The organism is Lwoffella lincolnii, assembly GCF_037201985.1.
GTDB classification, from domain to species: domain Bacteria; phylum Pseudomonadota; class Gammaproteobacteria; order Pseudomonadales; family Moraxellaceae; genus Psychrobacter; species Psychrobacter lincolnii.
The window spans coordinates 569908-596098 of the sequence record NZ_CP147511.1 but is presented as its reverse complement, the minus strand read 5'-3'; the positions used below and the strand labels follow the sequence as shown (position 1 = coordinate 596098).

The following is a 26191-nucleotide window of genomic DNA, read 5'->3' as shown; positions in this document are numbered from 1 at the left end:
CATTGTATGTTTGCTGCTGCCACTGGTGGGTCTGATTTGATGTTACAAGTAACGCTGTTTTTGGGAGCAGCGATTGTCTTTGTTCCGTTGGGCAAACGCCTTGGTGTTGCCAGCGTACTGGGTTATTTGATGACAGGATTATTACTTGGCAAGAGTGGTTTAGATGTCGCAGGCAATGCTGAGAGTTTGTTGCATTTTTCTGAGTTTGGCGTGGTGATGTTGCTGTTTTTAATTGGGCTTGAGCTACAACCATCACGCTTATGGGCGTTGCGTCGTTCCATTTTTTTGCTCGGTGGCTTGCAAGTTACGGTTACGGGTGTGATATTGATGGTATTGGTGAATCAATTGTTTGGGCTTAGTCTGGATTCATCATTCATCATTGGCTTTGGTCTGGCATTATCATCAACAGCCTTTGTGTTGCAGTTGTTGACTGAACGACAACAACTGTCTGCCACGCATGGGCGTGAAGCATTCACCATTTTATTATTTCAAGACATTGCTGTCATTCCATTATTGGCGATTATTCCATTTTTAACAGGGGTGCGTGAGCAAAGTTACGATTTGATATATTTTGCCAAGGTGGTGGCAGTATTTGGTGGGTTGTTTATTGTCAGTCGCTTTGTGGTGCGTCCTTTTTTTCGTTTTGTTGCTCAAAGTGGGGCAAACGAACTCATCACTGCCGTGGCATTGTTCATTGTCATGGGAGTGTCTATTTTAATGGGACATTTGGGCATTTCGATGGCACTGGGCGCATTTTTAACAGGGGTCTTGTTGGCAGATTCTGAATATCGCCACGAGTTAGAAGCCAGTATTGAACCATTTAAGGGGCTGTTGCTTGGGTTATTTTTTATGTCGGTAGGCATGTTGACCGACATTAAGCTGATTATTGATAACCCCTTGCTCATCATCGGTGGTGCGGTTATCTTAATGCTGATTAAATTTGTGATTTTGTCAGTGATTGCCAAGCTTTTGGGCAATCGCATACCAACAAGCTTGCGTCTGGGCATGGTATTGGCACAAGGTGGTGAATTTGCTTTTGTGCTGTTTAGCACCGCCAACAGCCAAGGTCTAATTCAAAATGACATTGCCAATACGTTAACCCTACTCGTTACCCTCTCAATGGCATTAACACCTTTTGCCATGATGCTACTGGATAAAGTGGGTGAACCTTATTTTGCCAAACAACAGCCCAAGCGTGAATATGACACCATTCCCAACCATGAACACAGGGTCATCATTGCAGGCTTTGGACGTATGGGACAAATCATCGCACGGATACTCAGGCTACACAGCATTGAGTTTACCGCCATCGAAAACTCTGCTCACCAAGTGGATTTTGTGCGTAAATTTGGTAACCAAGTTTATTACGGTAACCCCAAAAATCCTGAAACCCTAAGAGCAGCTGGCATTGATAAAGCCAAATTATTTATCTTGGCTGTTGATGACATAGAACAGTCTGTCCAAACCGCCGATCACATCATTCGTCATTATCCCAACTTAACGTTATTGGCAAGGGCACGCAACCGTCAACACTACTACCGTTTAAAAGACATTGGCGTGGTGCATATCTGGCGAGAGACTTATTTAACTTCATTAGACATGTCTCGAGAATCTTTACAAATTTTGGGCTTAAGTCCAGAAAAAGCCATCGAGACCATCCGCACCTTTCGGGATTATGATGATGCCTTATTGGCCAAACAACAAGCCATCTATGATAATGAAGCTGAACTGATAGCCACAGATAAAGCTGCCCTTGTTGAGTTGGAGAGTTTATTTGACGAAGACATGACGCAAGCTAAGAATATTGACAATCAAGTCATCAACACCTTGACAAATGCCGAAGTCAGCAAGCAAAAATAAGCTTAAGAACTCATAATCAAAATACACAGCCATCATATCAATCCATACATTTGGGTGGTTTTTGCTTATGATTAAGTGAGCTGGTACACTGCCAACGGTTATCTTGGGTATGGTAAAACAGCATCTTTTTACCATTGAGATTGCGATTTGGAAAAGAGATGTCCACAAATGTTGCCATAACCGCACAATCCGTCTGCATGCCTGCCACGTTATCCACCACTTGCATGCTCATCTGATGCCCATCAGCGGTAATGGGCAGATTGACAGGACAAACCCCAGTTTGTTCAAAAATGACCGCCACTCGAGACTTAGCACTACTGGCACGGTCATAAGTGGCATAAATAATTTTTTGTGCTTCACTTTTGGCAAAAATGGGCAAAAACTGCACCTGCACCACCGCCACAACAAACAACAAAAACCCCATTGCCAGCCCAAGCCCAAACACGCTCACGCCACCTTCTTTTTGTAAAAATGCTTTTTGTGCCACGTCATCTTTAGGGAACTGCTCAAGGGCATCAGCAATCTCACGCCGTGCCATGCGATAATAATAAGCATCTGACCATCTTGCCACCATCACCGACCAAAATAACCACACCGCCCCACCTATCAGTATCCGTATCGGCATCTGCCAAACATCTGCCATACTGCCAATAAACAAATACTCACAAAACACCAAGATGATGGTGATATTAAGCTGAATAAATGACCAACCTGCCACTGAATAAACAATGGCATCTAAATAACGTTTGCGATACAACAGCCAACCAAAGGTAACAAAAAACGCTGCCCAATGCCATTTGGCAGACAGATGGTTCTGCTTATCAAACTGCTCAAACCGCTTAAGATAATAGGCTTGCGAGCGATGCCCAATATACCATTGGTCAAGCTGTCTACGCTGTTTATCACTTAGCTGAGCTTGATAAAATGGTGGTGGTGAATCGGTTTCGATAAATAGCATTGCCTTGACTCCCTTCCCCCATCGTTCGAGGATTTATTCACAAGACGGTCTAGCCTAGTATCCAGCCCAATGCTTTACGCTTAGATTGTGGGTTATTGGTTCGCCAGTTTGGTTTTGTTTTTTTAAATTGTTTGCAAGATTTGGCGTGGGTTTCATTAATGGTTTGAATGGTGATGGTTTAAATGGTTTGACCATACAAGCCCAATGGTTCACCGCTACCCTTTGTATATTGGATATATTGGGTATATTGGTTTAAATCGTAAGCAGATAGAAATTTACCTTTGCATTGTAGATGCTGAAAACTTAAGTCATTAACATAATTCCACACAAAATTAACCGAACCGCTTAGGTGGTTTGGTTGCTCTGTGTGTTTGTCTCGTATGCACAGCTTGAGTGCTTTCATGAAGTTATTTTAGCAAAATTTATACAAGCGTTATGGTATATGAGTTACCTTAATTCTGTGCATAAAGTCTACGGCATCGGAGAGTAAAAGTCCCTTATCCCAATAGCCATCATCACAAGTTTTGGCTTATAATTAGCCCCATTATAGCACCCACGCATGACAGCACATACGTAAAACCAACTTTAATTGATAAATACTTTAATTGATAAATACTTTAATTGATAAACATTTTAACTAATAAACACATACCCCATGAACATACCAAATATGAACTCAGCCAACATGAACACAGAAAACACCACCAATGACCAAGCAACCAATGAACAAGTAACCAACGGTTCATCTAAAGACAAACAACCTGCCCATCTCCGTTTTGTCAACACCTTTATGAAACGGCGAACACACATGAACAAAATGGCAGAGCAGGCCTTAACTGACCCAAGTTTTGCTCATTACTTAGTTAATGGACAAGATGGCGACATCACAGGCATCACCAACTTGCGACAACTGTTTACCGACACTCACAATACAGCTGATGCCCCCCTGACGCTGGAAATTGGCTTTGGAATGGGGGACTCATTGGTCAAGATGGCAGAGCAAAACCGCCAGCATAACTTTGTTGGCATAGAAGTGCATGAACCAGGCATTGGCAAATGTGCCTATATGGCAGGTGAACTTGGGCTTGATAATCTCAAAATCATCAATGGCGATGCCATAAAACTCATGCAACAACTGCCAGATGAACACATCGACCACATTCAACTGTATTTTCCTGACCCTTGGCAAAAAAAACGCCATCACAAACGCCGTTTTGTCAGCCCAGAGCGGATACCCATCGTGCATCGAGTGCTAAAGACAGGGGGTTGGTTTCACACAGCAACCGATTGGCAAGACTATGCTGAATGGATACTCAATGTGTTGGATAATTTTGATGGATTCAGCAACACTGCAGGGGTTGGCAATGCCACCCCACGACCAGCATTTCGTCCGATGACCAAATTTGAAAAACGGGGCATTGAGCGTGGGCATGGCATTTGGGATTTTATTTTTAGCAAAACGGCATAAGTTTTACCGCTCACCAAATATTGCTGTCCCTACCCGCACCATGGTACTGCCATGATTAATCGCCATCTCCATATCACCACTCATGCCCATGCTCAGCGTGTCCCACTGCTCAAGCTGTGGATAACCGTTGCTGATGTCATCAAACAACGCTTTTGTGCGAACAAAGGCATCTGTGCTGTCCTTAGCAGGAATGACCATCAGCCCACGCAAATTGAGCTTAGGATATGCCATGATACGCTCAACCAGTGCCATCACGTCGCTGGGGTGGCAGCCAGACTTACGGCTTTCATCATCAATGTTGACTTGAATCAGCACATTAAGGGGTGATAGGTCATCAGCCCGTTGGTCGTTGAGCCGTTTGGCAATGATATCACGCTCGATGGTATGCACCCAATCGAAGTGTTTGGCAATATCACGAGTTTTATTGCGTTGAATATGACCAATATAATGCCACACAATGGGCATGGCATTAGCCTTTGAGGCATCTGTCAACTCGCTGAGCTGGCTGATTTTTTCCACCGCTTCTTGTAGATAATTTTCGCCAAAATGCTGTTGTCCTGCTTGATACAGGGTGTTTATCATTTCAACAGATTTGGTTTTTGAGACTGCCAGTAAGATGATGTCATTGGCGGATTTGGTCAATTTGACAGATTGTGATTGCTGTTTGGCATTGCAAACTTGAGTGATTTGCTCTTTAACCATTTGCCATCGTGCCATCAGAGCTTGACGTTGGTTGTCTGTCAGTGTGTTAGATTGTTCAAAGGCTTGAGAATGATTGGGCATGATGTGTCCTTATCGGTTTTGATGGGGGTTGATTTTTATGTTTTCAAAGATGCTTACTAAGATGGTGGTTTTGGTCATTTTTTACTCTGACAAATCCGTCAAGTCTTGCTATTATAAGCAAATGACTGTGGTGTCTATTTTATGACACATCTTCATCAGTTCATAAAGCCTTTTAATAAAAACAACCGTAAGGAACTCTATCATGAGTCAAGTCAGTATTGAAGATTTGTTACGCTTTGTGGTCAAAAACAAAGCTTCGGATTTGCACATTTCAGCAGGTCTGCCTGCGATGATACGTGTCGATGGTGAAGTTCAACGCATCAACATGGCACCCCTAGAACACAAAGATGTTCATCAGCTTATCTATGACATCATGAACGACAAACAACGTGCAGATTATGAAGAGTTTTTTGAAACTGACTTTTCTTTTGAAATCCCTAAACTTGCTCGCTTTCGTGTCAACGCCTTTAACCAAAACCGTGGAGCAGGTGCGGTGTTTCGTACCATTCCATCAGAAGTATTGACCATGGAACAACTTGGCATGGGTGATGTGTTTAAAAAAGTGTCTAACTTTAAAAAAGGCGTGGTGCTGGTTACAGGACCGACAGGCTCAGGCAAATCCACCACATTGGCAGCGATGATTGACTATATCAATGAGACCCGTCGTGAGCATATCTTGACCATTGAGGACCCCATTGAGTTTGTCCATGAATCCAAAAAAAGCTTGGTCAACCAGCGTGAAGTTCACCGTGATACCCTAAGCTTTGATGCTGCATTACGCTCAGCTCTTCGTGAAGACCCTGACATCATCTTGGTGGGTGAGATGCGTGACCTTGAAACCATTCGCCTTGCTTTGACTGCTGCTGAAACAGGACACTTGGTGTTTGGCACTTTGCACACCAGCTCTGCGGCTAAAACCATTGACCGTGTGATTGACGTGTTCCCTGCTGCCGAAAAAGACATGATACGAGCCATGCTTTCTGAGTCATTACAAGCGGTTATCTCACAAACCCTACTGAAACGTCAGACAGGAGGTCGGGTAGCAGCTCACGAAATCATGCTTGGCACGCCTGCCATTCGTAACCTTATCCGTGAAAACAAAGTTGCTCAGATGTATTCTGCCATTCAAACTGGAGCAGGCGAAGGCATGACGACGCTGGATCAAACCCTAAAAAACTTAGTCAGTAAAGGCACCATCAGCAAAGAATCTGCCCGCGCGTATGCCAAACAGCCTGAAGCTTTTGTTTAATGCTCAATGAGAGACGTTTATTATGGATTTTGATAAATTATTACAATTAATGGTAAAACAAAACGGCTCAGACCTATTCATTACCGCCAATGTGCCACCATCTATAAAAATTAATGGTCAAATCATGCCTGTGAGCAAATCACCATTATCACCCAAGCAAACCATGCAGCTGGTTACCAGCATCATGACCAACAGCCAAAAACAAGAATTTGAAGAGACCAATGAGTGCCAGTTTGCCATTAGCGATAAAGGTGAGACAGCACGCTTTCGTGTCAGTGCTTTTATCCAACGAAACCATGCTGGCATGGTGCTGCGTAAAATTGAAACAGAAATCCCCACGGTTGAAGACTTAAATCTGCCCATCATCTTAAAAGAATTGGCGATGAAAAAACGTGGCATTATCCTATTGGTCGGAGCAACAGGCACAGGTAAATCCACCACCCTTGCCGCCATGATGGGCTATCGCAATGCCAACTCTCGAGGACACATCATCACCATCGAAGACCCCATTGAATACGTCCACGAACACAAAGGCTGTATCGTTACTCAACGTGAAGTGGGTATTGACACCCTATCGTTTGAAGCGGGGCTAAAAAACACCCTGCGTCAAGCCCCAGATGTGATTTTGATTGGGGAGATTCGTAACCGTGAAGTCATGAGTTACGCCATTCAATATGCCGAAACAGGGCATTTGGTATTTGCCACCTTGCACGCTAACAACGCCAACCAAGCCATTGACCGCATCATTCACTTTTTTGAGGCCGACCGTCATAATCAACTATTTATGGACTTGTCGCTCAACTTACGTGCCATCATTGCCCAACAGCTGATACCCACACCAGATGGCAAAGGGCGACGAGCAGCGATTGAGATTTTGTTAAATTCACAACTTATCAGTGACTTTATTCGTAAAGGAGAAGTCCATGAAATTAAGCCTGTGATGAAGCGTTCTCGTGAGCAGGGCATGCAAACCTTTGACCAAGCCTTGTTTGATTTGTATGAAGCAGGTGAAATCACTTACAAAGATGCCCTCAAACACGCCGATTCACCCAATGACCTACGCCTACAAATCAAACTAGAAGGCAAAAATGCAGGTCAAGACATAGATGATGACAACACATTGTCTTTAGACATTAATGAATGATTTGGACATTAATGAATGATGTCACTAGCCCCACCATCAAACCCAGCGGTGTTGGTGGGCTTAACGTCATGAATACTCACACACTTTCTTTTCTTCATCATATCGACCACCACCATCTAAGCAGGCATCTTTTGCATCACAAGCGGTAAGCAACCCTGCCCCTAAGGTCAGTACCAACATACCTTTTATCAACATCTCTTTAAACATGATTTCTTTTAATGGCATGCCACTGCTCCATATGCTCATTTAAATTCTCGTTTGAACGAACGGACAATATTATCATCAGTTTTATGACGATTCTATACTTTACGATTTTATACTTTCACGACAAGATTTGTTGGCACAAATGCCATAAAGCACCAACGAATGTCCAGATAATTTAAAACCATGCTCTTTAGCAACCTGTTTTTGTTGTGCTTCAATGATGTCGTTATGAAACTCAATGATTTTACCGCACACATCGCACACCAAGTGGTCGTGGTGTTCTCCGTGAGATATCTCAAATACCGACAAGTTATTTTCAAAATTATGCCGTTCAACAATGCCCGCCTGCTCAAACTGGGTCAATACTCGATAAACTGTCGCCAAGCCCACATCTTCTCCTTGGTCAATCAAGGCTTTATACACTTCTTCTGCACTCATATGATGCTGTTGAGCATTTTCTAGTAACTCTAAAATTTTTACCCTTGGTAAGGTAACTTTTAGTCCAGCTTTTCTAAGGTCTTGATTGGTATAGGCCATAATATTCTCCATATTTAACGAATAACGTCCATCATAAAAAAATTAAATGATAAAGTCGCTTAAGGTGAACAAAAACCAAACAAAAACCCAAGCCAATCTTGTTTAGCAACTGATACAAAATGACATCACCCAAATTGCATAAATAAGGCATTTGCTTTATCATTGTTTGACCTTTTTATCTTACTGTTTTTTTAGTTAAAATGAAATGACCATCATGAATGTCTTTACTCGATTTATAAAAAACCCATTTACCATCACCACGATGGCGTTGAGCATCAGTGTTTTGGGTGGCTGCTCACTATTGTCTGTCCATACCATCGACATACCCCAAGGCACTCACATCACCCAAATACAAGCCAAACAAATACAAATCGGTATGGACAGTGAGCAAGTACTGTATCTATTGGGCAGTCCTGCCGTCAACGACACACTCAATCCAAGACGTTGGGATTATCTGTATGATTACACCGCAGGGACAGACGGTAAGCGACAAGGCAAGCTCAACACTCACAACGCCAAGCAACGTTTGAGTGTCTATTTTGATGAACAGGCAAAAGTCAGCCGCATTGAAGGCATCGAAACCTTACCTATCAGATAGCTGACACATTAGATGGTCCACCAAACAGCTCATCAAATGGCAAAAGATAAACAATGACTGCCTTGTGCGTTAGGACGATTGATATGGTCAGTCAGTGATGGTGGCTACTTTTGTTTGCGTCTTTGCATCGGTTCAACGCTTAATGCTCGATAGACTTCTACCCTATCATAAGCTTGCAACACATAACTTAAGGGTTGTTTTTGGGAAAATATCCCCACTCGCCAATCTTTGGCAGTGGGTTTTTGTTCATCTTGATGTGCCTGACACCATGCTTTAAGCTCAAAAAATTCATCAAGCCAACCGCACAGCTTTAATGCTTGATAAATGGTCGTACCACTTTTGATTTGTAACGACTGATATAGTTGTCGCTGGCTGATTTTATGTGTTTGACCATCAGTTGGTTCGTCAGGAGCATATGCCAAAGTAATCGGAATGTGGGTCATTGATAGGCTCACTTTATAAATGCTAAAACATAAAACATGTCATCTAAAATCAGACAATGTTCACAAAAACACCTCTGAAAAAAACATCACCCCAACCAAATCTGTACCCAACCCACCATCGCAACCAATAATGCCAATGGCACAAAAATACGAATGGCAACACGCCATAGGTTATAATTGATTTCGCTAGAGAAGTTTAACGATTTTCTTAAATGACTGATTTTCATCTGCCAACCCACAAAAACACTTAATACCAATACGCTGATGATGCTTAGCATCACCGTCAATCCCCACAGCACATAAACTGGTAACACCACCAGCACTAATGCTGGCAATAGCATCAGCATTGACTTTACCAATCCTAATCGCTCTTTGACTTGAATCATGGTCATAGACACCAAAGCGATTGCCAAACTCACCCCTGCCATCACCAACAGCCCAGATGCCAGTGTACTGCCCATCTTAGCACCTTGTACCAACGTTGTGTCAGTAGACATCAGCATCAACGTCATTGATAAGGTGGCTTCTTTACTTGCCACCAATACCATCGCCACCAGTCCCACCACCACTTGCACCACCAAAATAGGCAACACCTGCCGACTGGCAGACGATTGAGATTGAGCAGATTGATTGACCTGATTTGGTTGGGCTTGGTTTAAGTTGGTTTGGTTTAAGTTGGTTTGGCTTAGCTCCCACCAATACACACCACCACCCACAGCAAAGCAAAGTAATGCCAACGCCACTGCCCTTGCCCATTCAGCCAAAGAAAATGCTGTCATCTGCATATTGGTCAGCTCAAAACCATCTGCCAGATGAATGCCAATGGTGGCAAGCACCGCCAACAATGCCAATAACAGCATGGGTTTTATCAAACCAGACCCCAGCACACTTATCATCAGCACTACTGCCATCAACAACGCCCCAACCACAAACGTTGGCAACACCACCCCCACCATGGCAAATAATGCTTGACCATGCACACCAATGCTGGCAATCACCAAAGCCGCCAAAGATAAGGCTGTCAGCTGTGCCAACCACCCATAGCCACGCCATGCCATGCTGGAATCGGATTCTCTAGTTAATACAGGCATCGCCAACAAGGGAGATTGCCCACTGCGTCTGGCAAGCCCAATCTCAGCAAACAACACGGGCAAGCTTACCAATAGCATGGCAACAAGCCACGCCAACCAAAAATCCATTTGACTGGCATAAGGCTCAGCAAACCAAGTAAACAAAAATAACGGCAACACACAAGCCAACAAATAAGAAGCAGAAAGTTTGGTTGATTGCATGACTGTTCCAATCACGGTTAATATACAATTAAAAAACAGCTAATACACAGTTAAAAAATTAATTGATAATTAATAAAAGTTAATAAAAGGTGAAACAAAACGCCCCATAAAATTCTCATGACTTTATGGGGCAAGATGGAGCAAGGTATGATGGGCAAAGTATGGAAAAAGACAAACACAAAATGACCATAAAATATCTGTCTATCGGCTCAAAATATGTGGATTAGTGCAATCCAGCAATCAAGTCTGACAGCATGGCGATGTCTTTGTCAGATAAGTGTTTTGCCACCATCTGCATCATGCCTTTTTCACCTTCTTTGGCAGCATCGTTGACACGCATCTGGTCTTTACTGACATCATCTTCACGACCAGCAGCACGAAATAACTTTAACTGCGTGGCGACATAAGCCGAATGCTGACCACCCAAGCGTGGAAAACCTGCCCACGCATTGCCTTGACCTTTAGGGTCATGACAGCCAGAACACGGAATGACGCCACGACTCTTATCACCACCTAAATACAATTTAATGGCTTGGTCTGCGGTGGCAGGGTTGCCATAACTGACACCCCAAGGCTGTTGACTGGCATAAAAAGCTGAGACATTCGCAAGGTCTTGCTGAGATAAGTTGGCAACCTGTGCTTGCATGATGCCATTGACTCGATGACCAGACTTAAAGTCCAGTAGCTGTTTGTACAGATATTTGATGTGCTGACCGCCCAAGTTCGGTTGTGACGGCACAACGCTGACCCCATTGACACCATGACAAGCGGCACAATTATTCTCTGCAATGGTTTTGCCAGCTTCGATGTCATGCTTAGGCACGTTGATGGCTGCCAATGCACTCACACTGAACAACGACAAACTGACGGCAGTGAGCAATTTTTTCATCGATAAAATCCTACTTACTTAAATTTGGCTTAATTTGAGCTAAGCGAATAAAATGTGGGTGTTGTGGGTGTATTGCCAAAACGGCTGGATAAGCATCAGTAAAAACAATCTTGGTTCAAACAACACTAATCCCTACAATAAATCCAGTTTTCAGCCGTCATTATAGCAAGACTTACGTCATTTTTGATACAAATTGTGACCTAATGGGCAATTTTTTTGTGATTTATTCTGTTGTGATGTGAATGGTGTGATGAGTTTGCCCATTAAGTTTGTTACAATTTGGCTTCTTTGTGCAAAAATATTTTAACAACACATGCCAGCCTAAGTGCTTTTAATTAAACTGCTTTTAATCCAACCGCTTTTAATTAAGCTGACTGTCATTAAGCTTAAACTGACGTTTTAAGGTCAAACCATGACTTATGCCCAAACCCCAAACCAAGACAAAACCAACCCCCACTCAATCAATCGCCATCTGAAACGCATTTGGCAAACTGAATTTTTGATGTCTGCCCCCACCTTTCAACTTTGTCCTGCTGACAGTGGCTTTGAAGTGGCATTTGCAGGACGGTCAAATGCGGGCAAATCTTCTGCCATTAACACTTTGACCAATCAAAGACAACTTGCTCGCTCCTCTAAAACCCCAGGGCGTACGCAAATGATTAACTTCTTTAAGGTGGGTAATGATACTCAGCGTATCGTGGATTTACCAGGATATGGTTATGCTGCTGTGCCTGAAGAGATGAAACGAGAATGGCAAGTGGAACTAGAGTCCTATTTGGTCGATAGAAAAAGTTTGGCAGGTTTGGTATTGATGACTGATATCCGCCATCCACTCAAATATTTTGACGAACAAATGCTATTGTGGGCAAAAGATGGTGAGTTGCCTGTGCATGTGTTGTTGACCAAAGCTGACAAACTTAAATTTGGACAAGCCAAAAACACCTTACTAAAAACTCAACAAACCTTACAAAGGCTGGATTTACCATTTAGCATTCAGTCATTTTCTGCCCTTAAAAAACAAGGCATTGATGAGCTGGCAACTGTGGTGGGGCAATGGCTACAACTTGACAGTTCGTCAAATCAATCGGTCATATCATAAGCAAGCTGACTGACAACTTGCTCATCATTAGACTGGTTCATCATTAAAGCTTATCGTGATTCATTTTAACCGTTATCAGCAGTCATCACGAAAGCATGAATCACGGATTAGGGGATTAGGCGTCATCTTTCCAGCGTTGAATGGCATCACGAATCACTTGCTTGGCTTCAGCGACATCACCCCAAGAGTCAACAGTGGTGCTGTCTGCTTTTTTTAGGTCCTTATAACGGTTAAAATGAAATTCTAACTGTTTAATGAACTGCTTTGGTAAGTCATCTAGGCCATTGATGGCGTTGCCTGTGTTTCGGTCATCGGCAGGCACAACGATGATTTTATCATCAACTTCACCATCATCCACAAATTTCATCACACCAATGACTTTGGCTTCTAAGAACACCCCTGTTGGTAATGGTTCAGTGGTGATGACTAAGGCATCTAATTCATCACCATCTTCATCTAACGTTTGGGGAATAAAGCCATAATTGCAAGGCTTAGCAAAGATGGCTGGCTCAACTCTGTCAAGCTTAAAGCAGCCCAATTGACGCTTCCATTCAACTTTGTGGTTACTGCCTGTGGGGATTTCGATGACCACGTTAATCACACCATTATCAACATCGCCTGCGTCCAATATTTGATTAAAATCTGCCATGTGTGTTCTCCTTATAAAAAATACATAACATGTTTGTAATAATTGCTCAGCAAGTATAGCAAGACAGACATACCGTTGTCATCTAACTGTTGCCTAACTGTCATTGACGCAATGCCACCTGCCCTTGATGACGTTGTGTGATGGCATGTATCAGATTTTGACTGACTTGGTTGTCATTGATGCGGCCATCATCTGCCTGACCATCACCCATGGGTATCAAGTCCGCCAATCTGAGCATTTGCATGCCTGCATAACCACAAGGATTAATTAAATGAAACGCTGACAAATCACAACTGACATTTAAAGCGATGCCATGATAACTAAAGCCATGCTTAATTTTAAAGCCTAATGAAGCGATTTTACCCAACATCTCACCTAATGTGCCATCTTGTTGTTGTTGATAAATATACACCCCTGGGGCATCTTGGCGTGCTTTAGCAACTAAGTTGTTGACATTGGGCTTGTTGACATTCGGCTTGCTGGCATTGGCAGACATGGTCGCTGTGGCTAAATAGCCATTCACCACATCTTCTATGGCCTGTTCAGCATGAGACACCAAATCTCGCACTTTCCAATCCAGAGCATTTAAGTCAAACAGCCAGTACACCACCAACTGCCCATGCCCATGCCATGTTACTTGTCCGCCACGGTCAGTTTGGATAATGGGCGTGTCATTGCGTGCCAAGATGTGTTCAGGTTTACCCGCCTGCCCTAAGGTATAGACATCGTTATGGTCAACCACCCATAACTCATCTGGTGTGTCTATTCCTGCCTTTTTATCGTCAATGCGTGCCAGCGTTCGCTGGAGCATGGCTTCATGGGTTGGTTGATAGTCCGCTTGGGTCAGATAACGCACCTTTGGTATTGGTACTGTGAATGGCATCGGTGTTGTGAGATGATTGACGTTGGGTATGGTCATTTTTTGTCCTTACGCTGGGTTGATTTGGGTAGGTTTTTGGAACGGGTGATGACTCAGACATGCCATGATCAGTATTCAGCAGCAACTGCTGTGTTGGCAAGGCGTGTTCAACATCATACTCTGCCACTTTATTTAGAATATCTAACAGCACCGTGGTCTGTTTTTCATAAAACTCAACAATGCCACTGGCATGAATGTAAGCTTGTAATTCGATGACATAGCAATCTTGACGCAACTCAATCAGATAGACTTGATTCCATTCTTGATTGGTGAGTTCATGATTGCGTAAAAATTGCTCAAGGTCATAAATCAGTTCCTTTAATATCCTAGGCTCTGCTGAGCGTTTGATAAACAGCTTATGATAAAAACGGAACATATCACGAGCAGCGTAGTTCTCAATCATCATTGATGAAAAGTCACCATTAGGCACGGTAACAATGGTGCGAGTTAAAGTACGAATGCGAGTTGAGCGAATGCCAATATCTATCACCGTCCCTTCAAGACTGCCAAAACGACAATAATCACCGACTCGAATGGGGCGGTCGGCCACCACCACCAAACTACCGACCAAATTTTCTACCGTCTTTTGCGCCCCCAATGCCAATGCCAAACCACCCACCCCAAGAGCAGCAATACCACCAGTCAAATCAAAACCCAAATTACCAAAGATAATGATGGCAGCAAAGATAAATAGCAACACTTTTGCCATTTTGCGTAACAGACCGATAATCGCTAATCGCTCAACATAGTTACGCTTATAACTGATGCGTTCGGCACTGCCAAACACCGCATCAATCACCCGAAGCAACAGCCAACTAACCGCCATCAATGCCAAAATTTCGCTAAAACGATTGACTGGCTCTCGCACCGTTACCGACACGCCAGCCAGTAACATAATTTCGGTCAACATCAGCGATGTCAACACCACCGAAAACGGTAAAATCACTTTGCCATTGATGGGTAACGGGCGGTTTCTGACTCTGGGATAAACAAAATTAACCAGTAAATACAACAGCCATACCAGCACATACATGACCATAAAACAGCTGAGTACCAATAGCACTACCGCCATGATGTCTGCAAGGTCAAGATTGAGAATTTTTTTGCCCTTTAACGCATCAATGGTATAGCGCTCTACCCAAGTCATCTTATGGGTATTGACCTGTGTGTTGATGGCATCAATGGTATCTTTAGAAAACTTCCAGTATGGTGATGCCGTCTGTGTCTGTACTCGCTCAACTATCAGTGGCACTTGTCCATCTTCGACACGAATAAAGCCAACGTGATCACGATGAGCAGGCAGGTTATCGTGGACATTGCCCTCAGGTAAATTGCTGATTTGCAAATCTGTGTCCAACCGTCCACCCGTATCTAAAGCTTTTTTGAACTTACGTACCGTTACAGGGGCGTTATCAGCAGGACTTAAGTTCATATAATTACTGGCAAGCAGTGGCTCATCATCAGTCAATGCTCGAAGTAATCCCAGTACAGTGCCACGTGGTGTTTCTCGCCCAAAAGGGTCAGGCGTTGTGTTGATTTGGGCTTCACGCTCTTCGCCACCATCAGCCAATGGGGAGCTGGTCGTGGTTGGTACGGTTGTTGGCATGGTTGGCGTGGCAGCCACAGCCGTTTGAGCAGTTAATAAGCTCACCACAGACAAACCAAGCACAAAGCAACTCACCACCATCAAAAAAACCAACAGCTGACATGCCTTTGTCTGTGGTATTTTGGCTTGATTGGCTGGCACTTGATTAATTAACAATGACAGCAAGACAGATGATGGCGGTGCAGATGATGAACGCATAAACACACTTTGATTTTTTAGCTGGGTACTTTTGGGTTGGGTAAAATTGGTCAATGATGACATTGATGAACCATAACATTCTAATTATAACATTGGTTAGAGTATTTGCTAATGGTTGAATGGTTTTTAAGTTAAACTAAAATTAGGATTTTTAGTCATAATCCATGACCATATGACATCATCATCGACTCACACATCGCCATTCATTCACACATCACCATATGGCATTCACTTCATAAGCGAAATCTGTTAAAGTCAACACAAACACAATCACCAGAATAACCGTCTTAAATAACCGTCTTAAATAACCGTCTTAAATAATAACCACCCCACCCCAAAGAGAACCAACATGCCCAATTCTAACAATCAGCTTGCACAATTTTCGCACATCACCTTACAAGGCAATGATGTCAGCCAGTTTTTGCAAGGTCAACTGACCATCAACGTCAATAAGCTTGGATTAAGTTATGTGCCAACTGCCATTAGCAACCTAAAAGGACGCATTGCTTTTGGTCTTTGGATAAAAAAATATGCAGATGATGCTGGCAAGTGCTATGATGTGGTCATCAGTGCCGATTGTGCCGAATCTTTTATCTCACACGTTAAAAAGTACGCTGTTTTTTCTCAAGTAACGCTAAGCAATCCTAAGCCCATTTTTCCTTGCGTGATGGGTGAAGAACCGACCTTTAGCAACCATGAAGATAATGCTGATGCCACTGCTTGGATGACTGCCAGTATCGCCACTGGTAATTATTGGATTACCCAAGCAACAAGCAATCAGTTTCAACCACAAGAGCTTAGACTGCATCAGCGTGGTGGGGTAGACTATGACAAGGGCTGTTATCTTGGGCAAGAAGTCATTGCCCGCTTATACTTTAAATCAGCTCCTAAGGCCCATCTGCATCGAGTGGCAGGTGATTATCACACCTTGCAAACAGATGCCACTGCTTTACCCATGGCAGGAGAGGCGTTGGTTGATGGCATCACGGTGGTCAATGTGATGCCTTGTGCTGATGATGACTTAACATTTGAAGCATTGGTGGTGGCTCGTCCGCAAACCATTGAACAGTGGCGATTAAAAGGACTTGACGTGTTAGACTTACCCATGGCATTACAAGCAGATGTGGCTCGCTCCGTTTAGGTTAAACAGATGGTTTTGTTACGTTTTTATAAAACCGTCATAAAACCGTCATATTTCAAATACTGTCATTGACTCACGGTTGCTTTATTCATGCCAAATGAGACGATTTTAGTTGTGGAAGATGAACCTGCCATCCAAGAGATGATTGTTACTACTTTAGAAATGGCAGGCTTCCACTGTTTACAAGCTGAAGATGTGCCACAAGCATATCAACAAGTGGTTGACCATCGACCTGATTTACTGTTATTAGATTGGATGCTGATGGGCAATCAATCAGGGATTGATTTGTGTCGTTTGCTCAAAAAAGATGAGATGCTCTTTGAAACACCAATCATCATGTTAACCGCCAAAGGTGAAGAAGATAATAAGGTGCAAGGGCTAGATGCAGGTGCAGACGACTATATCACCAAGCCATTCTCTACTCGTGAATTGGTTTCTCGCATTAAAGCGGTGCTAAGACGCTCAAACGCCCTATCTGGTGATAAATCCATTGAACATGTGGGCTTACGCCTTGACCCTATCAGCCAACGTGTTACCGCTGATGGCAAACTTTTGGACATCGGCCCTACCGAATATCGGTTATTGGCGTTTTTTATGAGCCACCCTGAGCGGGCTTATACTCGCACACAGCTACTTGACCAAGTGTGGGGTGGTAATGTCTATGTCGAAGACCGAACCATTGATGTGCATATCCGCCGTTTGCGTAAGGTGCTTGACCCTTATGATTATGCTGAGTTTATCCAAACGGTGCGTGGCACAGGTTATCGATTTTCGACTCAAATCAATGAATGACTCCAATGAATAACAATCACCAATGAACAAATGCCAAACAAACGACACAACAGCCTTCTTTTTTGGGCAGATTTTCGCTGGCTAACACTTGTCCTGATGCTGGGGGCTGTTTTGGGTTGGCTGATTACCAGCATGCCTTGGGGCATGACCATGGGATTGTTGGGATATGCTACCTTTCGTATGATAACGATGCGACGGTTTTTGCATTGGATTAACCAAGCCACTTTACAAGAACCACCCAAACTATCTGGCGGTCTTAGCTATGTGGCCCATCAGTTGTACCAAAGTCGCTTACAAGAGCAACTGACACATCAACGCATGATGGGACTGGTCAAAAAAATCCGCCGCTCACTGAGTGCTTTACAAGATTCGGTGATTATCTTGGACAAACATGATAGGTTAGAATGGTGGAACAATTCAGCAAATCAGCTTTTAAACCTACACGCCACCGACCATGGACGGCATGTGTTTGAAGTCATCACATCACCTGAATTTACCCAATATTATCAAGATGCCATTTCACCCAATGATGGCATTCGCTTGCAATCTTGGCGAGATTCACAACGCTACTTACAATGTGAGCTGACTTTTTTTGGTGAAGAAAAACTGCTGATTGTCTATGACGTAACTCGCCTACAGCATCTAGAACAGATGCGTAAGGACTTTGTTGCGAATGTCTCGCATGAGTTACGCACCCCTTTGACGGTGTTAATGGGCTATATCGAGACATTTTCTGATCAGCCAGACATGAACCCAAAGTGGCAACGTGGATTTAGCCTAATGGGTCAGCAAACCAGACGCATGAACAGCATCATCAATGACCTATTAATGCTGTCTCGGCTAGAGAATGAAGAAGCTTTTGAAGTCAAGTGCGTCAATATGCCACAGCTGTTGATGCAACTTTTTGATGACGCTCAAGCATATAATAAAGAATACAGGCATTTTATTGACTTACATTTAGATTCACAACTGAATATCATGGGGTCAGAGATGTATTTGACCAGTGCTTTACTAAACTTAGTAACCAATGCCATTAAATACACGCCAAAAGGTGGTGAGATTGCCATTGCTTGGACACAGGTGAGTGAAGGTTGCTTGTTTGCCATATCTGATAATGGCATTGGCATCGCCCCTGAACACATCGAACGCCTGACCGAACGCTTTTATCGAGTGGACAGTGGTCGCAGTCGTGCCACGGGTGGAACAGGACTTGGACTTGCGATTGTTAAGCACATTTTGTATCAACATGATGCCACTTTGACAATCGAATCGGCCGAAGGACAAGGCTCAACCTTTAAGGTATTATTCCCAACCAAAAGATTATGTGAATTGTCTCTGCTCACGTCAAAAAGCACTTTTTAGCTTTTTAGCACAGGTGTCAGTTTGACTTTACTGTTCCAAAGGTTATCATAGGACAGTTTTTGCTTACTAACTGACAACGCTTATGCAACCGAACCTTCCAAATCGTCCAAACGCAACAGAGCCATCACATCATGACCGCTCTGCCACCACCCCATTGCCCAACTCAGATGACTTGGACGGGCAGACAACACAGATGGAAAATGGGAATAATGGGGAAAATGGGGACACGGCAGATGCCAAGCAAGCTGTTTTTGATGCCATGCACCTTGACAATCTTGGTGATGAGCCTGTTGATGAGCCTGATGTCAGTTATCGTGCCAACACAATTGACAAGAACGACAACACAGATGATGCTGACAACACCAATCATGTGAACAATACCGACAATGGCATCAACATCTCTACAAATACCTGCATTCCCATCAATGCCCATGACCACCATCATGACCATGATGATAATACAGAGTCCCAAGACTTACCACACGACTATAGCAATGACAGCTTTATCTATGGCGATGCCGACAGTGAAGAAGACACCCTAGAAATCATGACCATATACGACCCCGATGCGGATCGTTTTGAAGATGTCGAAGAGTTCTCTCACCAAGAAGTGATTAACTGCCATGTTTATTCTCGTAAGACAGGTGAACAGCTGCATGAAGTGAGCATCGAAGAAGTCAGCAAAATCCTAACTCACAACAATCAATTTGTTTGGCTGGGATTATACGAACCAAGCTTACAGACCCTAAAACAAATGCAAGAATCCTTTGATTTGCATGAGTTGGCATTAGAAGATGCCGTCGCTGACCATCAGCGAGCCAAAATCGAAAGCTATGGCAATGACACCTTATTTGTGGTGGTGCAAACCGCCAAGCTAGAAGACAACCATATCCGCTATGGCAAAACAGCCATGTTTATGGGTAAAAACTTCATCATCACCATTCGCACAGGCCCATCTAACAGCTATGCCCCTGTGCGTGAACATTATCAACGCCGTCCTGACAAACTGCGTCTTGGTCCTATCTTTGTCATGCACGCCATTTTAGACTTTATCGTGGATAATTATTTGCCCGTTACTGACCGTATGGGGCGGTATTTACGAGAGCAAGAACACGCCATTTTTTCTGCTGAGTTTAGCAAATCCACTTTACGAAGTTTATATGAGCTAAAGTCCCAACTGGTACACATGCGGGCGGTGATTTTACCTGTACAAGACATTTGTAACTTTTTTATCAATCACAAAAGAAATGAGCTGATTTCATTTTTTCCAAGCTCCGCCAAACCCTACTTTCGAGATGTCAATGACCATCTGGTACAAGCCTTAGATGCGGTTAATGGGCTAAACGAAATGCTCAGCGTCGCCATGGATACCTATATGGCGGTGGTTACCATGGGGCAAAACGATGTGGTTCGGAAGCTGGCAGCATGGGCGGCGGTACTGGCTGTCCCCACCGCCATTGCAGGCATCTATGGCATGAACTTTGACAACATGCCAGAATTACATTGGCAATACAGCTACTTTGTGATTTTAGCTGTCATTATCAGCATCTGCGTAACCTTATATTATCGATTTAAAAAAATCGGCTGGCTATGACGTTTGTGCCTCTTTTGCCGCTGCCAGCGTCTGACGTATCAAGGTGTTGATGGTCATCGGTCCTACGCCACCAGGCACAGGGGTGTAAGCACTGGCAATCTTATCAATGCCATCAAGCTCAATATCACCCACACCACCATCATCGGTTGGGTGAAAACCTGCATCCACCACCACAGCACCCTGTTTTATCCACTCTTTTTTAATCAGCTCTGGTACACCCACAGCACCGACTAAGATGTCTGCTTGCTTGACATGACTCGCCAAATCAGCAGTTTTTGAATGACAAATGGTTACCGTACAATTTTCGTTAAGCAACATCATTGCCATCGGCTTACCCAAAATGGCACTGCGACCGACCACAACCGCATGTTTACCAGCCATATCAATCTTATGGTGCTTAAGCAAATGGATAATGCCTTGTGGCGTACAAGAGCCAAACGCTGGCTCACCCATGCTCATGCGTCCAAAACCCAAACAAGTTACCCCATCGACATCTTTTTTTAAATCAATGGCATCAAAACATGCCCGCTCATCAATTTGACTTGGCACAGGATGTTGCAACAAAATACCATGCACATCTGGATTGTCATTAAGCGTTTGTATTTTTGCCAAAAGCTGTTCGGTGGTGGTTTGTTCTGGCATTTGCACTCGTAACGACTTCATGCCCACTCGCTGACAAGCATTGCCTTTCATACGCACATAAGTGGCAGATGCAGGATCATCACCGACTAAAATGGTTGCCAAAATCGGCATGCGTCCCGTGCTGTCTATTAACGCTTGCACCTGCTCACTCAGCTCCCTTTCAATCTGTTTGGCAAGTGCTTTACCATCAAGTACGACATCAGCCATCATAGATTCTCCTTGTTATTAAAATGTAAAATGACCATTAAAACTGCTGTTATTTAGATACCGCCATCGCCATTTAGATAAAATTAACCCATAAAACGCTTGCCAACACCAAGGCAAACACATAGCGTCCCACCCAAACATTATGTAAAAACGCTTCAAAACAAGCAGATGGCTCTCGGCTGGCACACGCCACATCTTGCTTAACAAACATCATCGCCGCCACACTCAAGCCAAACACAGGCAACAGACCAAGCGGTGTTGGGGCAAAATAATGCCAAAACACCACAGCCAACGCCAGTAAGAACAGCGTTTGTAACACCGCAATCATAAGCACATCATGCCGTCCAAACAAAATGGCGGTTGATTTAACCCCAATCTTTAGGTCATCGTCCCTATCTGCCATCGCATACTGCGTATCATACGCCACCGTCCAGCACATATAAGCACCAAACAACAACCAGCACCACACATCAGTATGCCCAAGCACCGCCACATATGCCATCGGAATCGCCCAGCCAAATGCTGCCGCCAAAACCACTTGTGGCATGTGCGTAAACCGCTTCATAAACGGATACACAAATGCCAATGCCACAGCCACCAGCGACCAATAAAACACCTGAAGCGGTAAAAATAACAACAGCCCAGCACTCATCAGCGACAACAACAAAAATGCCCCCACCGCTTCTTTGCCTGACAACCGACCATCTGCCAATGGGCGGTTTTTGGTACGCCACACATGCCCATCTACCTTACGGTCAGCAAAATCATTGATGGCACAGCCTGCCGCGCGCATCAGTGTTGCCCCCAACGCATAAATCAGCACCACCTTAAAACTTGGCATTCCTGCCATCATGCCACGGTCTTGCCCTGCTGACATACCTGCAAATAACACCGCCCATAGGGTTGGCCATAATAAAAGCTCAATCCCAACAGGTCTATCAAAACGAGTGAGTTGAACATAAGCAAGCAATTTTTGTCGATAATTCATCGGTTCGTTATGCTTTAATTGATTGTGGTTGAATTCGTTGTATTTTAACTGATTGTGCTTTAATTGATTGTGCATTAAGTGTTCAGACTACTGTGAACGTGGACATGATGACTAAAAAAAATAAGATGACTGAACAAGCAACAATTATAACGGATATTGGCATTCATCACAGGGCAAAGCCATCTTTTTTTTCAATGATGGGTAAATAGTGCTTGCAACCATATCAAATACGTTTATACTGTCCTTGCTAGAAAGAAGTCATCAATATCGCAATATCGTTTTAAATCGCTACTTATCGTATTTTGTCAGATTTGACAGTGGCCAACCCTTTGACACTTTTCATCTCTATCATCATTCTTTAGTTTCAGATTTTGACGTATGGCCCATTAGTTGGGGGTTCATTCGAGCGTTTGCTCTGCTTAGGCATTTTTTATTTTTAAATTTTTATCTATAAGAAATAGCCAGCAGGTATCATAAATCTGTTATTTTTAGGAAAATTGATATGTCAAATACAGTTGAAGGTACTGTTAAATGGTTTAATGAAGCCAAAGGTTTTGGTTTTATCGCTCAAGAAAATGGTGGCAGTGATGTGTTCGCCCACTATAGCGAAATCCAAGGTTCAGGTTTTAAAACTTTAGCAGAAGGTCAGCGTGTGTCTTTTGAAGTAACCGATGGTAAAAAAGGCCCACAAGCCAGTAACATTCAAGCCATTTAATTGTTTTTAAATTCTTTTTGAATGTAAACAACAAAATATAAATAATAAATGAATAAAAGCAAAAACATCAGTTTTTGCTTTTTTTATGGCGGTTGTTTGACAATCACTGACTGTTCATGACAAATAGCCATCAAACCTTAACGCATCATTATGCCAACTTTTAAATGGGGTTTTACCTGCCAAATAAGGGGCATTTTTGGGGCGTTTAACCACCACCCGCCCCGTATGATGAATGGCGTTAATGGCAGTAGTGAGCATCAGACTTTCTTGCGATGCTGTGGGTGGATGGGCGATTTTATGCAATATCTGCATGTGCTTGCCCACTTTGGCATCATGGCTGTCATTGGGAAACATGGGGTCTAAATAGATGGCTGATATGTCGCACGCCTGCTCATTCAAAGCAGTCAAATAATCCACTGCATCGGCACAGACAATGTTTAATCTGCCCATCAACGCTTGCCAGTTTTTTTGTTGGCTCATGCGTTGTTTCTCAAGCAATAAGAGCATTGCCATCACAGGGTGCGATTCAACCAAGGTTACCCTTGCCCCTGCGCTTGCCAATATCAGACCATCATGCCCAAATCCTGCGGTTGCATCTATCAGTTGCTTATCAACGTTGGCTTTTATCGCTTGCAATAAAAGCTCTGATTGACGCCCAGCATTGACTATCCTTTTTTGTAACTTGTGCCAATCCAATGCCACTTGCATGTCATCTTGCCACAAACTGACGCTAACGCCCATGTTGGTCATTTTTACCACTGCTAAAGGTGATGCTGGCTGTTTTTTTATGCCATTGGCAATTTGGCGAATGGTTTTGTTATTGAGTTTTGTCATCTCGTGGTATTGCACGTTAAGCGACAGGTGTTGGTGGTTGTGCTTATTGATTTGAGTGTGTTCATCTAACCAAGCACTCACATACTCAAGTCCCAAAGACTCGCCAACCACCACCAAATTAGGCGTGGTTTTTTGTTTGTTTGTTAATTTATTTTGCCATATGGTCATATATTAGCCATGTATTTGCCATGTATTAACCTTGAATGTCATAGCCAAACACCAAAGTTGATAACAGCACAACAACGCCTGTCATGATTCTTAACCAAGCAAAAATGGTAAAATCTCGTCTAGACACCCAAGCCACCATCCAACGAATACATAGCAATGCCACCACAAACGACACCAAAACGCCTGCCCCCAGCACCCACCAGTCTTGAGTATGAGTCAATGTGTCTTGATGCTCAAGCAAATCCAACAGCCCTGCCCCCACAATCACAGGAATGCCCAAAAAAAAGGAAAATTCTGCCGCTGCCTTACGAGACACCCCCAACCACAATGCCCCAATGATGGTTGCCCCTGAACGTGATGTGCCGGGAACCAGTGCCAAACACTGAAACAGCCCAATCATCATGGCGGTTTTAAGGCTCACCTGTTCTGCTTCTTTGGCAATGATGGGCTGGGGGCGTTTTTCCACATAAAATATCAACAAACCACCCATTATCAGCATCACCGCCACCACCATGGGGCTAAACAAATATGCCTTAATCACATCAGCAAACACGATTCCCATCACCATCACAGGTATGGTTGCCACAATTAACGACAATCCTAATTGCTTAGGATTTGTCATGTCCACCACTGCCTTGCCAGTTACCAAACCCATCAGTGAATGCCATAATCTACCCCAATACTCATAAATGACCGCCAATATTGCCCCAAGTTGTATCACCACCACAAATAAATCTGCCTTGTCTTTTGTCCAAAAATTCAGCAAATCAGCGGTTAAAATCAGATAACCTGTGCTGGATATGGGCAAAAACTCAGTAATGCCTTCAACCACGCCCATGATGATGGCTTTTATTAACAACACAATGTCCACTTTTTTTACCTTTTAACTTTTTTAGTTTTATGCTTTTTTAGTTTTACGTTTTGCCTTGCTCTTTTAGTGTTTTCCAAGCATTGTGCCTAAGATACACAGGCAAGGCTTGCTCTGCTGGCACACCACCATGTTGGGCATAATGATTTGATGCCAATTTTGCCAAAATACCTGCATCAAGCGATAAGTGTGTCTGTTGTGTTTGCTCAGCAGCAGCCATCAATAACACAGCACCATTACCAACCATCGGATAATTGGCGTGCGTTTGTGCATCATAATCAAGCAAATATTCATTGGGTCGTGCTTGATTAGATTGTTTTTGATTAGATTGTGTTTGCTCTGCTGATTGCTGATTACCATGTGAAGTGCCATGTTTAACACCATGGTTCACAGGTTGCATCAGACCGTCTTGCACAGCAAATTCACCCACATAGACTTGTTGCATTCTGGCATCAAGACAGGCAAAAACATGGTCATGACCATATTGTTCATAAGCGGATTGAGCCATGATTTGCAAACTTGACACCCCAACACAAGGCACATCATAAGCAAATGACAAGGCTTGAGCCACTGCCGTATTGATTCGAATGCCACTAAATGCCCCCGGCCCTTGGTTAAAGGCAATCGCATCAAACTCACAAGACTGCAAACCTGTCTGATTGATGGCAGTGTCAATCATTGGCAACACAACTTGCGTTTGTTCACGTTTGCCAGCCACGGTGTGTGAATAGATGACTTGCTGATTGTGCCAAATCGCCACTGAGCATTGCTCAAAAACGGTGTCAATAACAAGGATAGAATTTGACTGGTTTATTAAAGATTGCATGGGCATGAATTATTTTTTAAATTATTTTGTTGATAAAAAAGGTCAGATGATAAAAAAGTCAAACGTGAGACATTCACCATCAAAGACATCACATCGCTGTTCACAACAGCGCCGACCATGTTAAAGCGAAACACCACTTTAAGCAAACACTACTTTAA

The 26191-nt window shown here is 43.4% G+C and carries 26 protein-coding genes and 1 pseudogene; 11 read left to right on the top strand and 16 right to left on the bottom strand.

What is annotated here, in order from left to right; all coding sequences use genetic code 11:
- The first annotated feature begins 6 nt into the window (after positions 1 to 6).
- Complete coding sequence (locus tag WDM69_RS02660; protein ID WP_338755635.1) at positions 7 to 1860, top strand: monovalent cation:proton antiporter-2 (CPA2) family protein; 1854 nt, start codon at positions 7 to 9, stop codon at positions 1858 to 1860.
- A gap of 37 nt (positions 1861 to 1897) precedes the next feature.
- On the opposite strand, the gene WDM69_RS02655 is transcribed toward WDM69_RS02660, so the two are convergent.
- Positions 1898 to 2818 carry a pilin gene (locus WDM69_RS02655; RefSeq protein ID WP_078306114.1) on the bottom strand — a complete coding sequence of 307 codons (921 nt, stop codon included), beginning with the start codon at positions 2816 to 2818 and terminating at the stop codon, positions 1898 to 1900.
- A gap of 58 nt (positions 2819 to 2876) precedes the next feature.
- Positions 2877 to 3221: pseudogene (locus tag WDM69_RS02650) on the bottom strand (hypothetical protein); the annotation flags it as partial.
- A 252-nt stretch (positions 3222 to 3473) separates the two neighbouring features.
- Here WDM69_RS02650 and trmB point away from each other — a divergent pair.
- A complete protein-coding gene (trmB, locus tag WDM69_RS02645; RefSeq protein ID WP_143823209.1) occupies positions 3474 to 4286 on the top strand; it encodes a tRNA (guanosine(46)-N7)-methyltransferase TrmB in 813 nt (270 codons plus the stop codon).
- 3 nt (positions 4287 to 4289) lie between these two features.
- Here the strand turns inward: trmB and WDM69_RS02640 are convergent, their stop codons facing one another.
- Positions 4290 to 5069: a YggS family pyridoxal phosphate-dependent enzyme gene (locus tag WDM69_RS02640; protein ID WP_078306113.1), complete on the bottom strand. Its 780-nt coding sequence runs from the start codon at positions 5067 to 5069 to the stop codon at positions 4290 to 4292.
- Between the two features lie 202 nt (positions 5070 to 5271).
- Between WDM69_RS02640 and WDM69_RS02635 the strand changes: the two genes are divergently transcribed.
- Positions 5272 to 6318 (top strand): type IV pilus twitching motility protein PilT, encoded by a 1047-nt coding sequence (locus tag WDM69_RS02635; RefSeq protein ID WP_078306112.1) that lies wholly within the window; start codon positions 5272 to 5274, stop codon positions 6316 to 6318.
- A 22-nt stretch (positions 6319 to 6340) separates the two neighbouring features.
- Entirely contained in the window at positions 6341 to 7462 is a 1122-nt protein-coding gene (locus WDM69_RS02630; RefSeq protein ID WP_078306111.1) for a PilT/PilU family type 4a pilus ATPase, read from the top strand.
- A 66-nt stretch (positions 7463 to 7528) separates the two neighbouring features.
- Here WDM69_RS02630 and WDM69_RS02625 read toward each other — a convergent pair whose 3' ends face one another.
- A complete protein-coding gene (locus tag WDM69_RS02625) occupies positions 7529 to 7708 on the bottom strand; it encodes a hypothetical protein (protein ID WP_078306110.1) in 180 nt (59 codons plus the stop codon).
- A 60-nt stretch (positions 7709 to 7768) separates the two neighbouring features.
- Complete coding sequence (gene fur / locus WDM69_RS02620; protein ID WP_078306109.1) at positions 7769 to 8203, bottom strand: ferric iron uptake transcriptional regulator; 435 nt, start codon at positions 8201 to 8203, stop codon at positions 7769 to 7771.
- Between the two features lie 214 nt (positions 8204 to 8417).
- On the opposite strand from fur, the gene WDM69_RS02615 reads away from it, so the two are divergent.
- A complete protein-coding gene (locus WDM69_RS02615; RefSeq protein WP_078306108.1) occupies positions 8418 to 8801 on the top strand; it encodes an outer membrane protein assembly factor BamE in 384 nt (127 codons plus the stop codon).
- 104 nt (positions 8802 to 8905) lie between these two features.
- Here WDM69_RS02615 and WDM69_RS02610 read toward each other — a convergent pair whose 3' ends face one another.
- The 3 genes from WDM69_RS02610 to WDM69_RS02600 all read right to left on the bottom strand — a co-directional run bounded on the left by WDM69_RS02610 (position 8906) and on the right by WDM69_RS02600 (position 11425).
- Positions 8906 to 9244: an RnfH family protein gene (locus WDM69_RS02610; protein ID WP_078306107.1), complete on the bottom strand. Its 339-nt coding sequence runs from the start codon at positions 9242 to 9244 to the stop codon at positions 8906 to 8908.
- Positions 9245 to 9330: 86 nt separating this feature from the next.
- Positions 9331 to 10536, bottom strand: a complete 1206-nt coding sequence (locus WDM69_RS02605) for a hypothetical protein (RefSeq protein ID WP_338755634.1) — start codon at positions 10534 to 10536, stop codon at positions 9331 to 9333.
- A gap of 223 nt (positions 10537 to 10759) precedes the next feature.
- The gene (locus WDM69_RS02600) at positions 10760 to 11425 is read right to left on the bottom strand and encodes a c-type cytochrome (RefSeq protein ID WP_078306105.1); all 666 of its coding nucleotides are present in this window, start codon (positions 11423 to 11425) and stop codon (positions 10760 to 10762) included.
- 412 nt (positions 11426 to 11837) lie between these two features.
- Here WDM69_RS02600 and yihA point away from each other — a divergent pair, with 412 nt between their 5' ends.
- On the top strand, positions 11838 to 12524 hold the full coding sequence (gene yihA / locus WDM69_RS02595) for a ribosome biogenesis GTP-binding protein YihA/YsxC (protein WP_078306104.1): 687 nt from the start codon (positions 11838 to 11840) through the stop codon (positions 12522 to 12524).
- Positions 12525 to 12639: 115 nt separating this feature from the next.
- On the opposite strand, the gene WDM69_RS02590 is transcribed toward yihA, so the two are convergent.
- From WDM69_RS02590 to WDM69_RS02580, 3 genes are all read right to left on the bottom strand, one after another.
- Positions 12640 to 13173 (bottom strand): inorganic diphosphatase, encoded by a 534-nt coding sequence (locus tag WDM69_RS02590; protein ID WP_078306103.1) that lies wholly within the window; start codon positions 13171 to 13173, stop codon positions 12640 to 12642.
- 100 nt (positions 13174 to 13273) lie between these two features.
- The gene (gene lipB, locus WDM69_RS02585; protein WP_143823221.1) at positions 13274 to 14056 is read right to left on the bottom strand and encodes a lipoyl(octanoyl) transferase LipB; all 783 of its coding nucleotides are present in this window, start codon (positions 14054 to 14056) and stop codon (positions 13274 to 13276) included.
- Positions 13989 to 15959, bottom strand: a complete 1971-nt coding sequence (locus WDM69_RS02580; protein WP_078306101.1) for a mechanosensitive ion channel family protein — start codon at positions 15957 to 15959, stop codon at positions 13989 to 13991. The genes lipB and WDM69_RS02580 overlap by 68 nt, the downstream gene beginning before the upstream one ends.
- Before the next feature lie 286 nt (positions 15960 to 16245).
- On the opposite strand from WDM69_RS02580, the gene WDM69_RS02575 reads away from it, so the two are divergent.
- The 4 genes from WDM69_RS02575 (at position 16246) to corA (ending at position 20785) form a co-directional block, all read left to right on the top strand.
- Positions 16246 to 17037, top strand: a complete 792-nt coding sequence (locus tag WDM69_RS02575) for a YgfZ/GcvT domain-containing protein (protein WP_078306100.1) — start codon at positions 16246 to 16248, stop codon at positions 17035 to 17037.
- Between the two features lie 90 nt (positions 17038 to 17127).
- A complete protein-coding gene (gene phoB, locus WDM69_RS02570; RefSeq protein WP_078306099.1) occupies positions 17128 to 17829 on the top strand; it encodes a phosphate regulon transcriptional regulator PhoB in 702 nt (233 codons plus the stop codon).
- Between the two features lie 30 nt (positions 17830 to 17859).
- Complete coding sequence (phoR, locus tag WDM69_RS02565) at positions 17860 to 19191, top strand: phosphate regulon sensor histidine kinase PhoR (RefSeq protein WP_078306098.1); 1332 nt, start codon at positions 17860 to 17862, stop codon at positions 19189 to 19191.
- Positions 19192 to 19738: 547 nt separating this feature from the next.
- Positions 19739 to 20785 carry a magnesium/cobalt transporter CorA gene (corA, locus tag WDM69_RS02560; protein WP_143823219.1) on the top strand — a complete coding sequence of 349 codons (1047 nt, stop codon included), beginning with the start codon at positions 19739 to 19741 and terminating at the stop codon, positions 20783 to 20785.
- Here the strand turns inward: corA and folD are convergent.
- The gene (folD, locus tag WDM69_RS02555; protein WP_338755861.1) at positions 20780 to 21634 is read right to left on the bottom strand and encodes a bifunctional methylenetetrahydrofolate dehydrogenase/methenyltetrahydrofolate cyclohydrolase FolD; all 855 of its coding nucleotides are present in this window, start codon (positions 21632 to 21634) and stop codon (positions 20780 to 20782) included. The two genes, corA and folD, sit on opposite strands and share 6 nt — an antisense overlap.
- Before the next feature lie 73 nt (positions 21635 to 21707).
- Complete coding sequence (gene ubiA, locus WDM69_RS02550; protein WP_338755860.1) at positions 21708 to 22622, bottom strand: 4-hydroxybenzoate octaprenyltransferase; 915 nt, start codon at positions 22620 to 22622, stop codon at positions 21708 to 21710.
- A gap of 502 nt (positions 22623 to 23124) precedes the next feature.
- Between ubiA and cspE the strand changes: the two genes are divergently transcribed.
- Entirely contained in the window at positions 23125 to 23337 is a 213-nt protein-coding gene (cspE, locus tag WDM69_RS02545; RefSeq protein ID WP_078306096.1) for a transcription antiterminator/RNA stability regulator CspE, read from the top strand.
- A gap of 114 nt (positions 23338 to 23451) precedes the next feature.
- Here the strand turns inward: cspE and WDM69_RS02540 are convergent, their stop codons facing one another.
- Genes WDM69_RS02540 through tsaB form a run of 3 tightly spaced genes read right to left on the bottom strand, consistent with a single transcriptional unit; the run spans position 23452 to position 26033 of the window.
- Positions 23452 to 24339, bottom strand: coding sequence for a class I SAM-dependent methyltransferase (locus WDM69_RS02540; RefSeq protein WP_338755632.1), 888 nt, complete (start codon positions 24337 to 24339; stop codon positions 23452 to 23454).
- Positions 24340 to 24364: 25 nt separating this feature from the next.
- The gene (locus WDM69_RS02535) at positions 24365 to 25210 is read right to left on the bottom strand and encodes an undecaprenyl-diphosphate phosphatase (RefSeq protein WP_338755631.1); all 846 of its coding nucleotides are present in this window, start codon (positions 25208 to 25210) and stop codon (positions 24365 to 24367) included.
- A 43-nt stretch (positions 25211 to 25253) separates the two neighbouring features.
- Positions 25254 to 26033 (bottom strand): tRNA (adenosine(37)-N6)-threonylcarbamoyltransferase complex dimerization subunit type 1 TsaB, encoded by a 780-nt coding sequence (gene tsaB, locus WDM69_RS02530; RefSeq protein ID WP_338755630.1) that lies wholly within the window; start codon positions 26031 to 26033, stop codon positions 25254 to 25256.
- Positions 26034 to 26191: the final 158 nt, after the last annotated feature.

What these genes read in the sequence shown, in the direction of transcription:
- WDM69_RS02660 (WP_338755635.1), top strand. Translation starts at nt 7, where the DNA reads ATGTTTGCTGCTGCCACTGGTGGGTCTGATTTGATGTTACAAGTAACG.
- WDM69_RS02655 (WP_078306114.1), bottom strand. Translation starts at nt 2,818, where the DNA reads ATGCTATTTATCGAAACCGATTCACCACCACCATTTTATCAAGCTCAG.
- trmB (WP_143823209.1), top strand. Translation starts at nt 3,474, where the DNA reads ATGAACATACCAAATATGAACTCAGCCAACATGAACACAGAAAACACC.
- WDM69_RS02640 (WP_078306113.1), bottom strand. Translation starts at nt 5,069, where the DNA reads ATGCCCAATCATTCTCAAGCCTTTGAACAATCTAACACACTGACAGAC.
- WDM69_RS02635 (WP_078306112.1), top strand. Translation starts at nt 5,272, where the DNA reads ATGAGTCAAGTCAGTATTGAAGATTTGTTACGCTTTGTGGTCAAAAAC.
- WDM69_RS02630 (WP_078306111.1), top strand. Translation starts at nt 6,341, where the DNA reads ATGGATTTTGATAAATTATTACAATTAATGGTAAAACAAAACGGCTCA.
- WDM69_RS02625 (WP_078306110.1), bottom strand. Translation starts at nt 7,708, where the DNA reads ATGAGCATATGGAGCAGTGGCATGCCATTAAAAGAAATCATGTTTAAA.
- fur (WP_078306109.1), bottom strand. Translation starts at nt 8,203, where the DNA reads ATGGCCTATACCAATCAAGACCTTAGAAAAGCTGGACTAAAAGTTACC.
- WDM69_RS02615 (WP_078306108.1), top strand. Translation starts at nt 8,418, where the DNA reads ATGAATGTCTTTACTCGATTTATAAAAAACCCATTTACCATCACCACG.
- WDM69_RS02610 (WP_078306107.1), bottom strand. Translation starts at nt 9,244, where the DNA reads ATGACCCACATTCCGATTACTTTGGCATATGCTCCTGACGAACCAACT.
- WDM69_RS02605 (WP_338755634.1), bottom strand. Translation starts at nt 10,536, where the DNA reads ATGCAATCAACCAAACTTTCTGCTTCTTATTTGTTGGCTTGTGTGTTG.
- WDM69_RS02600 (WP_078306105.1), bottom strand. Translation starts at nt 11,425, where the DNA reads ATGAAAAAATTGCTCACTGCCGTCAGTTTGTCGTTGTTCAGTGTGAGT.
- yihA (WP_078306104.1), top strand. Translation starts at nt 11,838, where the DNA reads ATGACTTATGCCCAAACCCCAAACCAAGACAAAACCAACCCCCACTCA.
- WDM69_RS02590 (WP_078306103.1), bottom strand. Translation starts at nt 13,173, where the DNA reads ATGGCAGATTTTAATCAAATATTGGACGCAGGCGATGTTGATAATGGT.
- lipB (WP_143823221.1), bottom strand. Translation starts at nt 14,056, where the DNA reads ATGCCATTCACAGTACCAATACCAAAGGTGCGTTATCTGACCCAAGCG.
- WDM69_RS02580 (WP_078306101.1), bottom strand. Translation starts at nt 15,959, where the DNA reads ATGTCATCATTGACCAATTTTACCCAACCCAAAAGTACCCAGCTAAAA.
- WDM69_RS02575 (WP_078306100.1), top strand. Translation starts at nt 16,246, where the DNA reads ATGCCCAATTCTAACAATCAGCTTGCACAATTTTCGCACATCACCTTA.
- phoB (WP_078306099.1), top strand. Translation starts at nt 17,128, where the DNA reads ATGCCAAATGAGACGATTTTAGTTGTGGAAGATGAACCTGCCATCCAA.
- phoR (WP_078306098.1), top strand. Translation starts at nt 17,860, where the DNA reads ATGCCAAACAAACGACACAACAGCCTTCTTTTTTGGGCAGATTTTCGC.
- corA (WP_143823219.1), top strand. Translation starts at nt 19,739, where the DNA reads ATGACCATATACGACCCCGATGCGGATCGTTTTGAAGATGTCGAAGAG.
- folD (WP_338755861.1), bottom strand. Translation starts at nt 21,634, where the DNA reads ATGGCTGATGTCGTACTTGATGGTAAAGCACTTGCCAAACAGATTGAA.
- ubiA (WP_338755860.1), bottom strand. Translation starts at nt 22,622, where the DNA reads ATGAATTATCGACAAAAATTGCTTGCTTATGTTCAACTCACTCGTTTT.
- cspE (WP_078306096.1), top strand. Translation starts at nt 23,125, where the DNA reads ATGTCAAATACAGTTGAAGGTACTGTTAAATGGTTTAATGAAGCCAAA.
- WDM69_RS02540 (WP_338755632.1), bottom strand. Translation starts at nt 24,339, where the DNA reads ATGACCATATGGCAAAATAAATTAACAAACAAACAAAAAACCACGCCT.
- tsaB (WP_338755630.1), bottom strand. Translation starts at nt 26,033, where the DNA reads ATGCAATCTTTAATAAACCAGTCAAATTCTATCCTTGTTATTGACACC.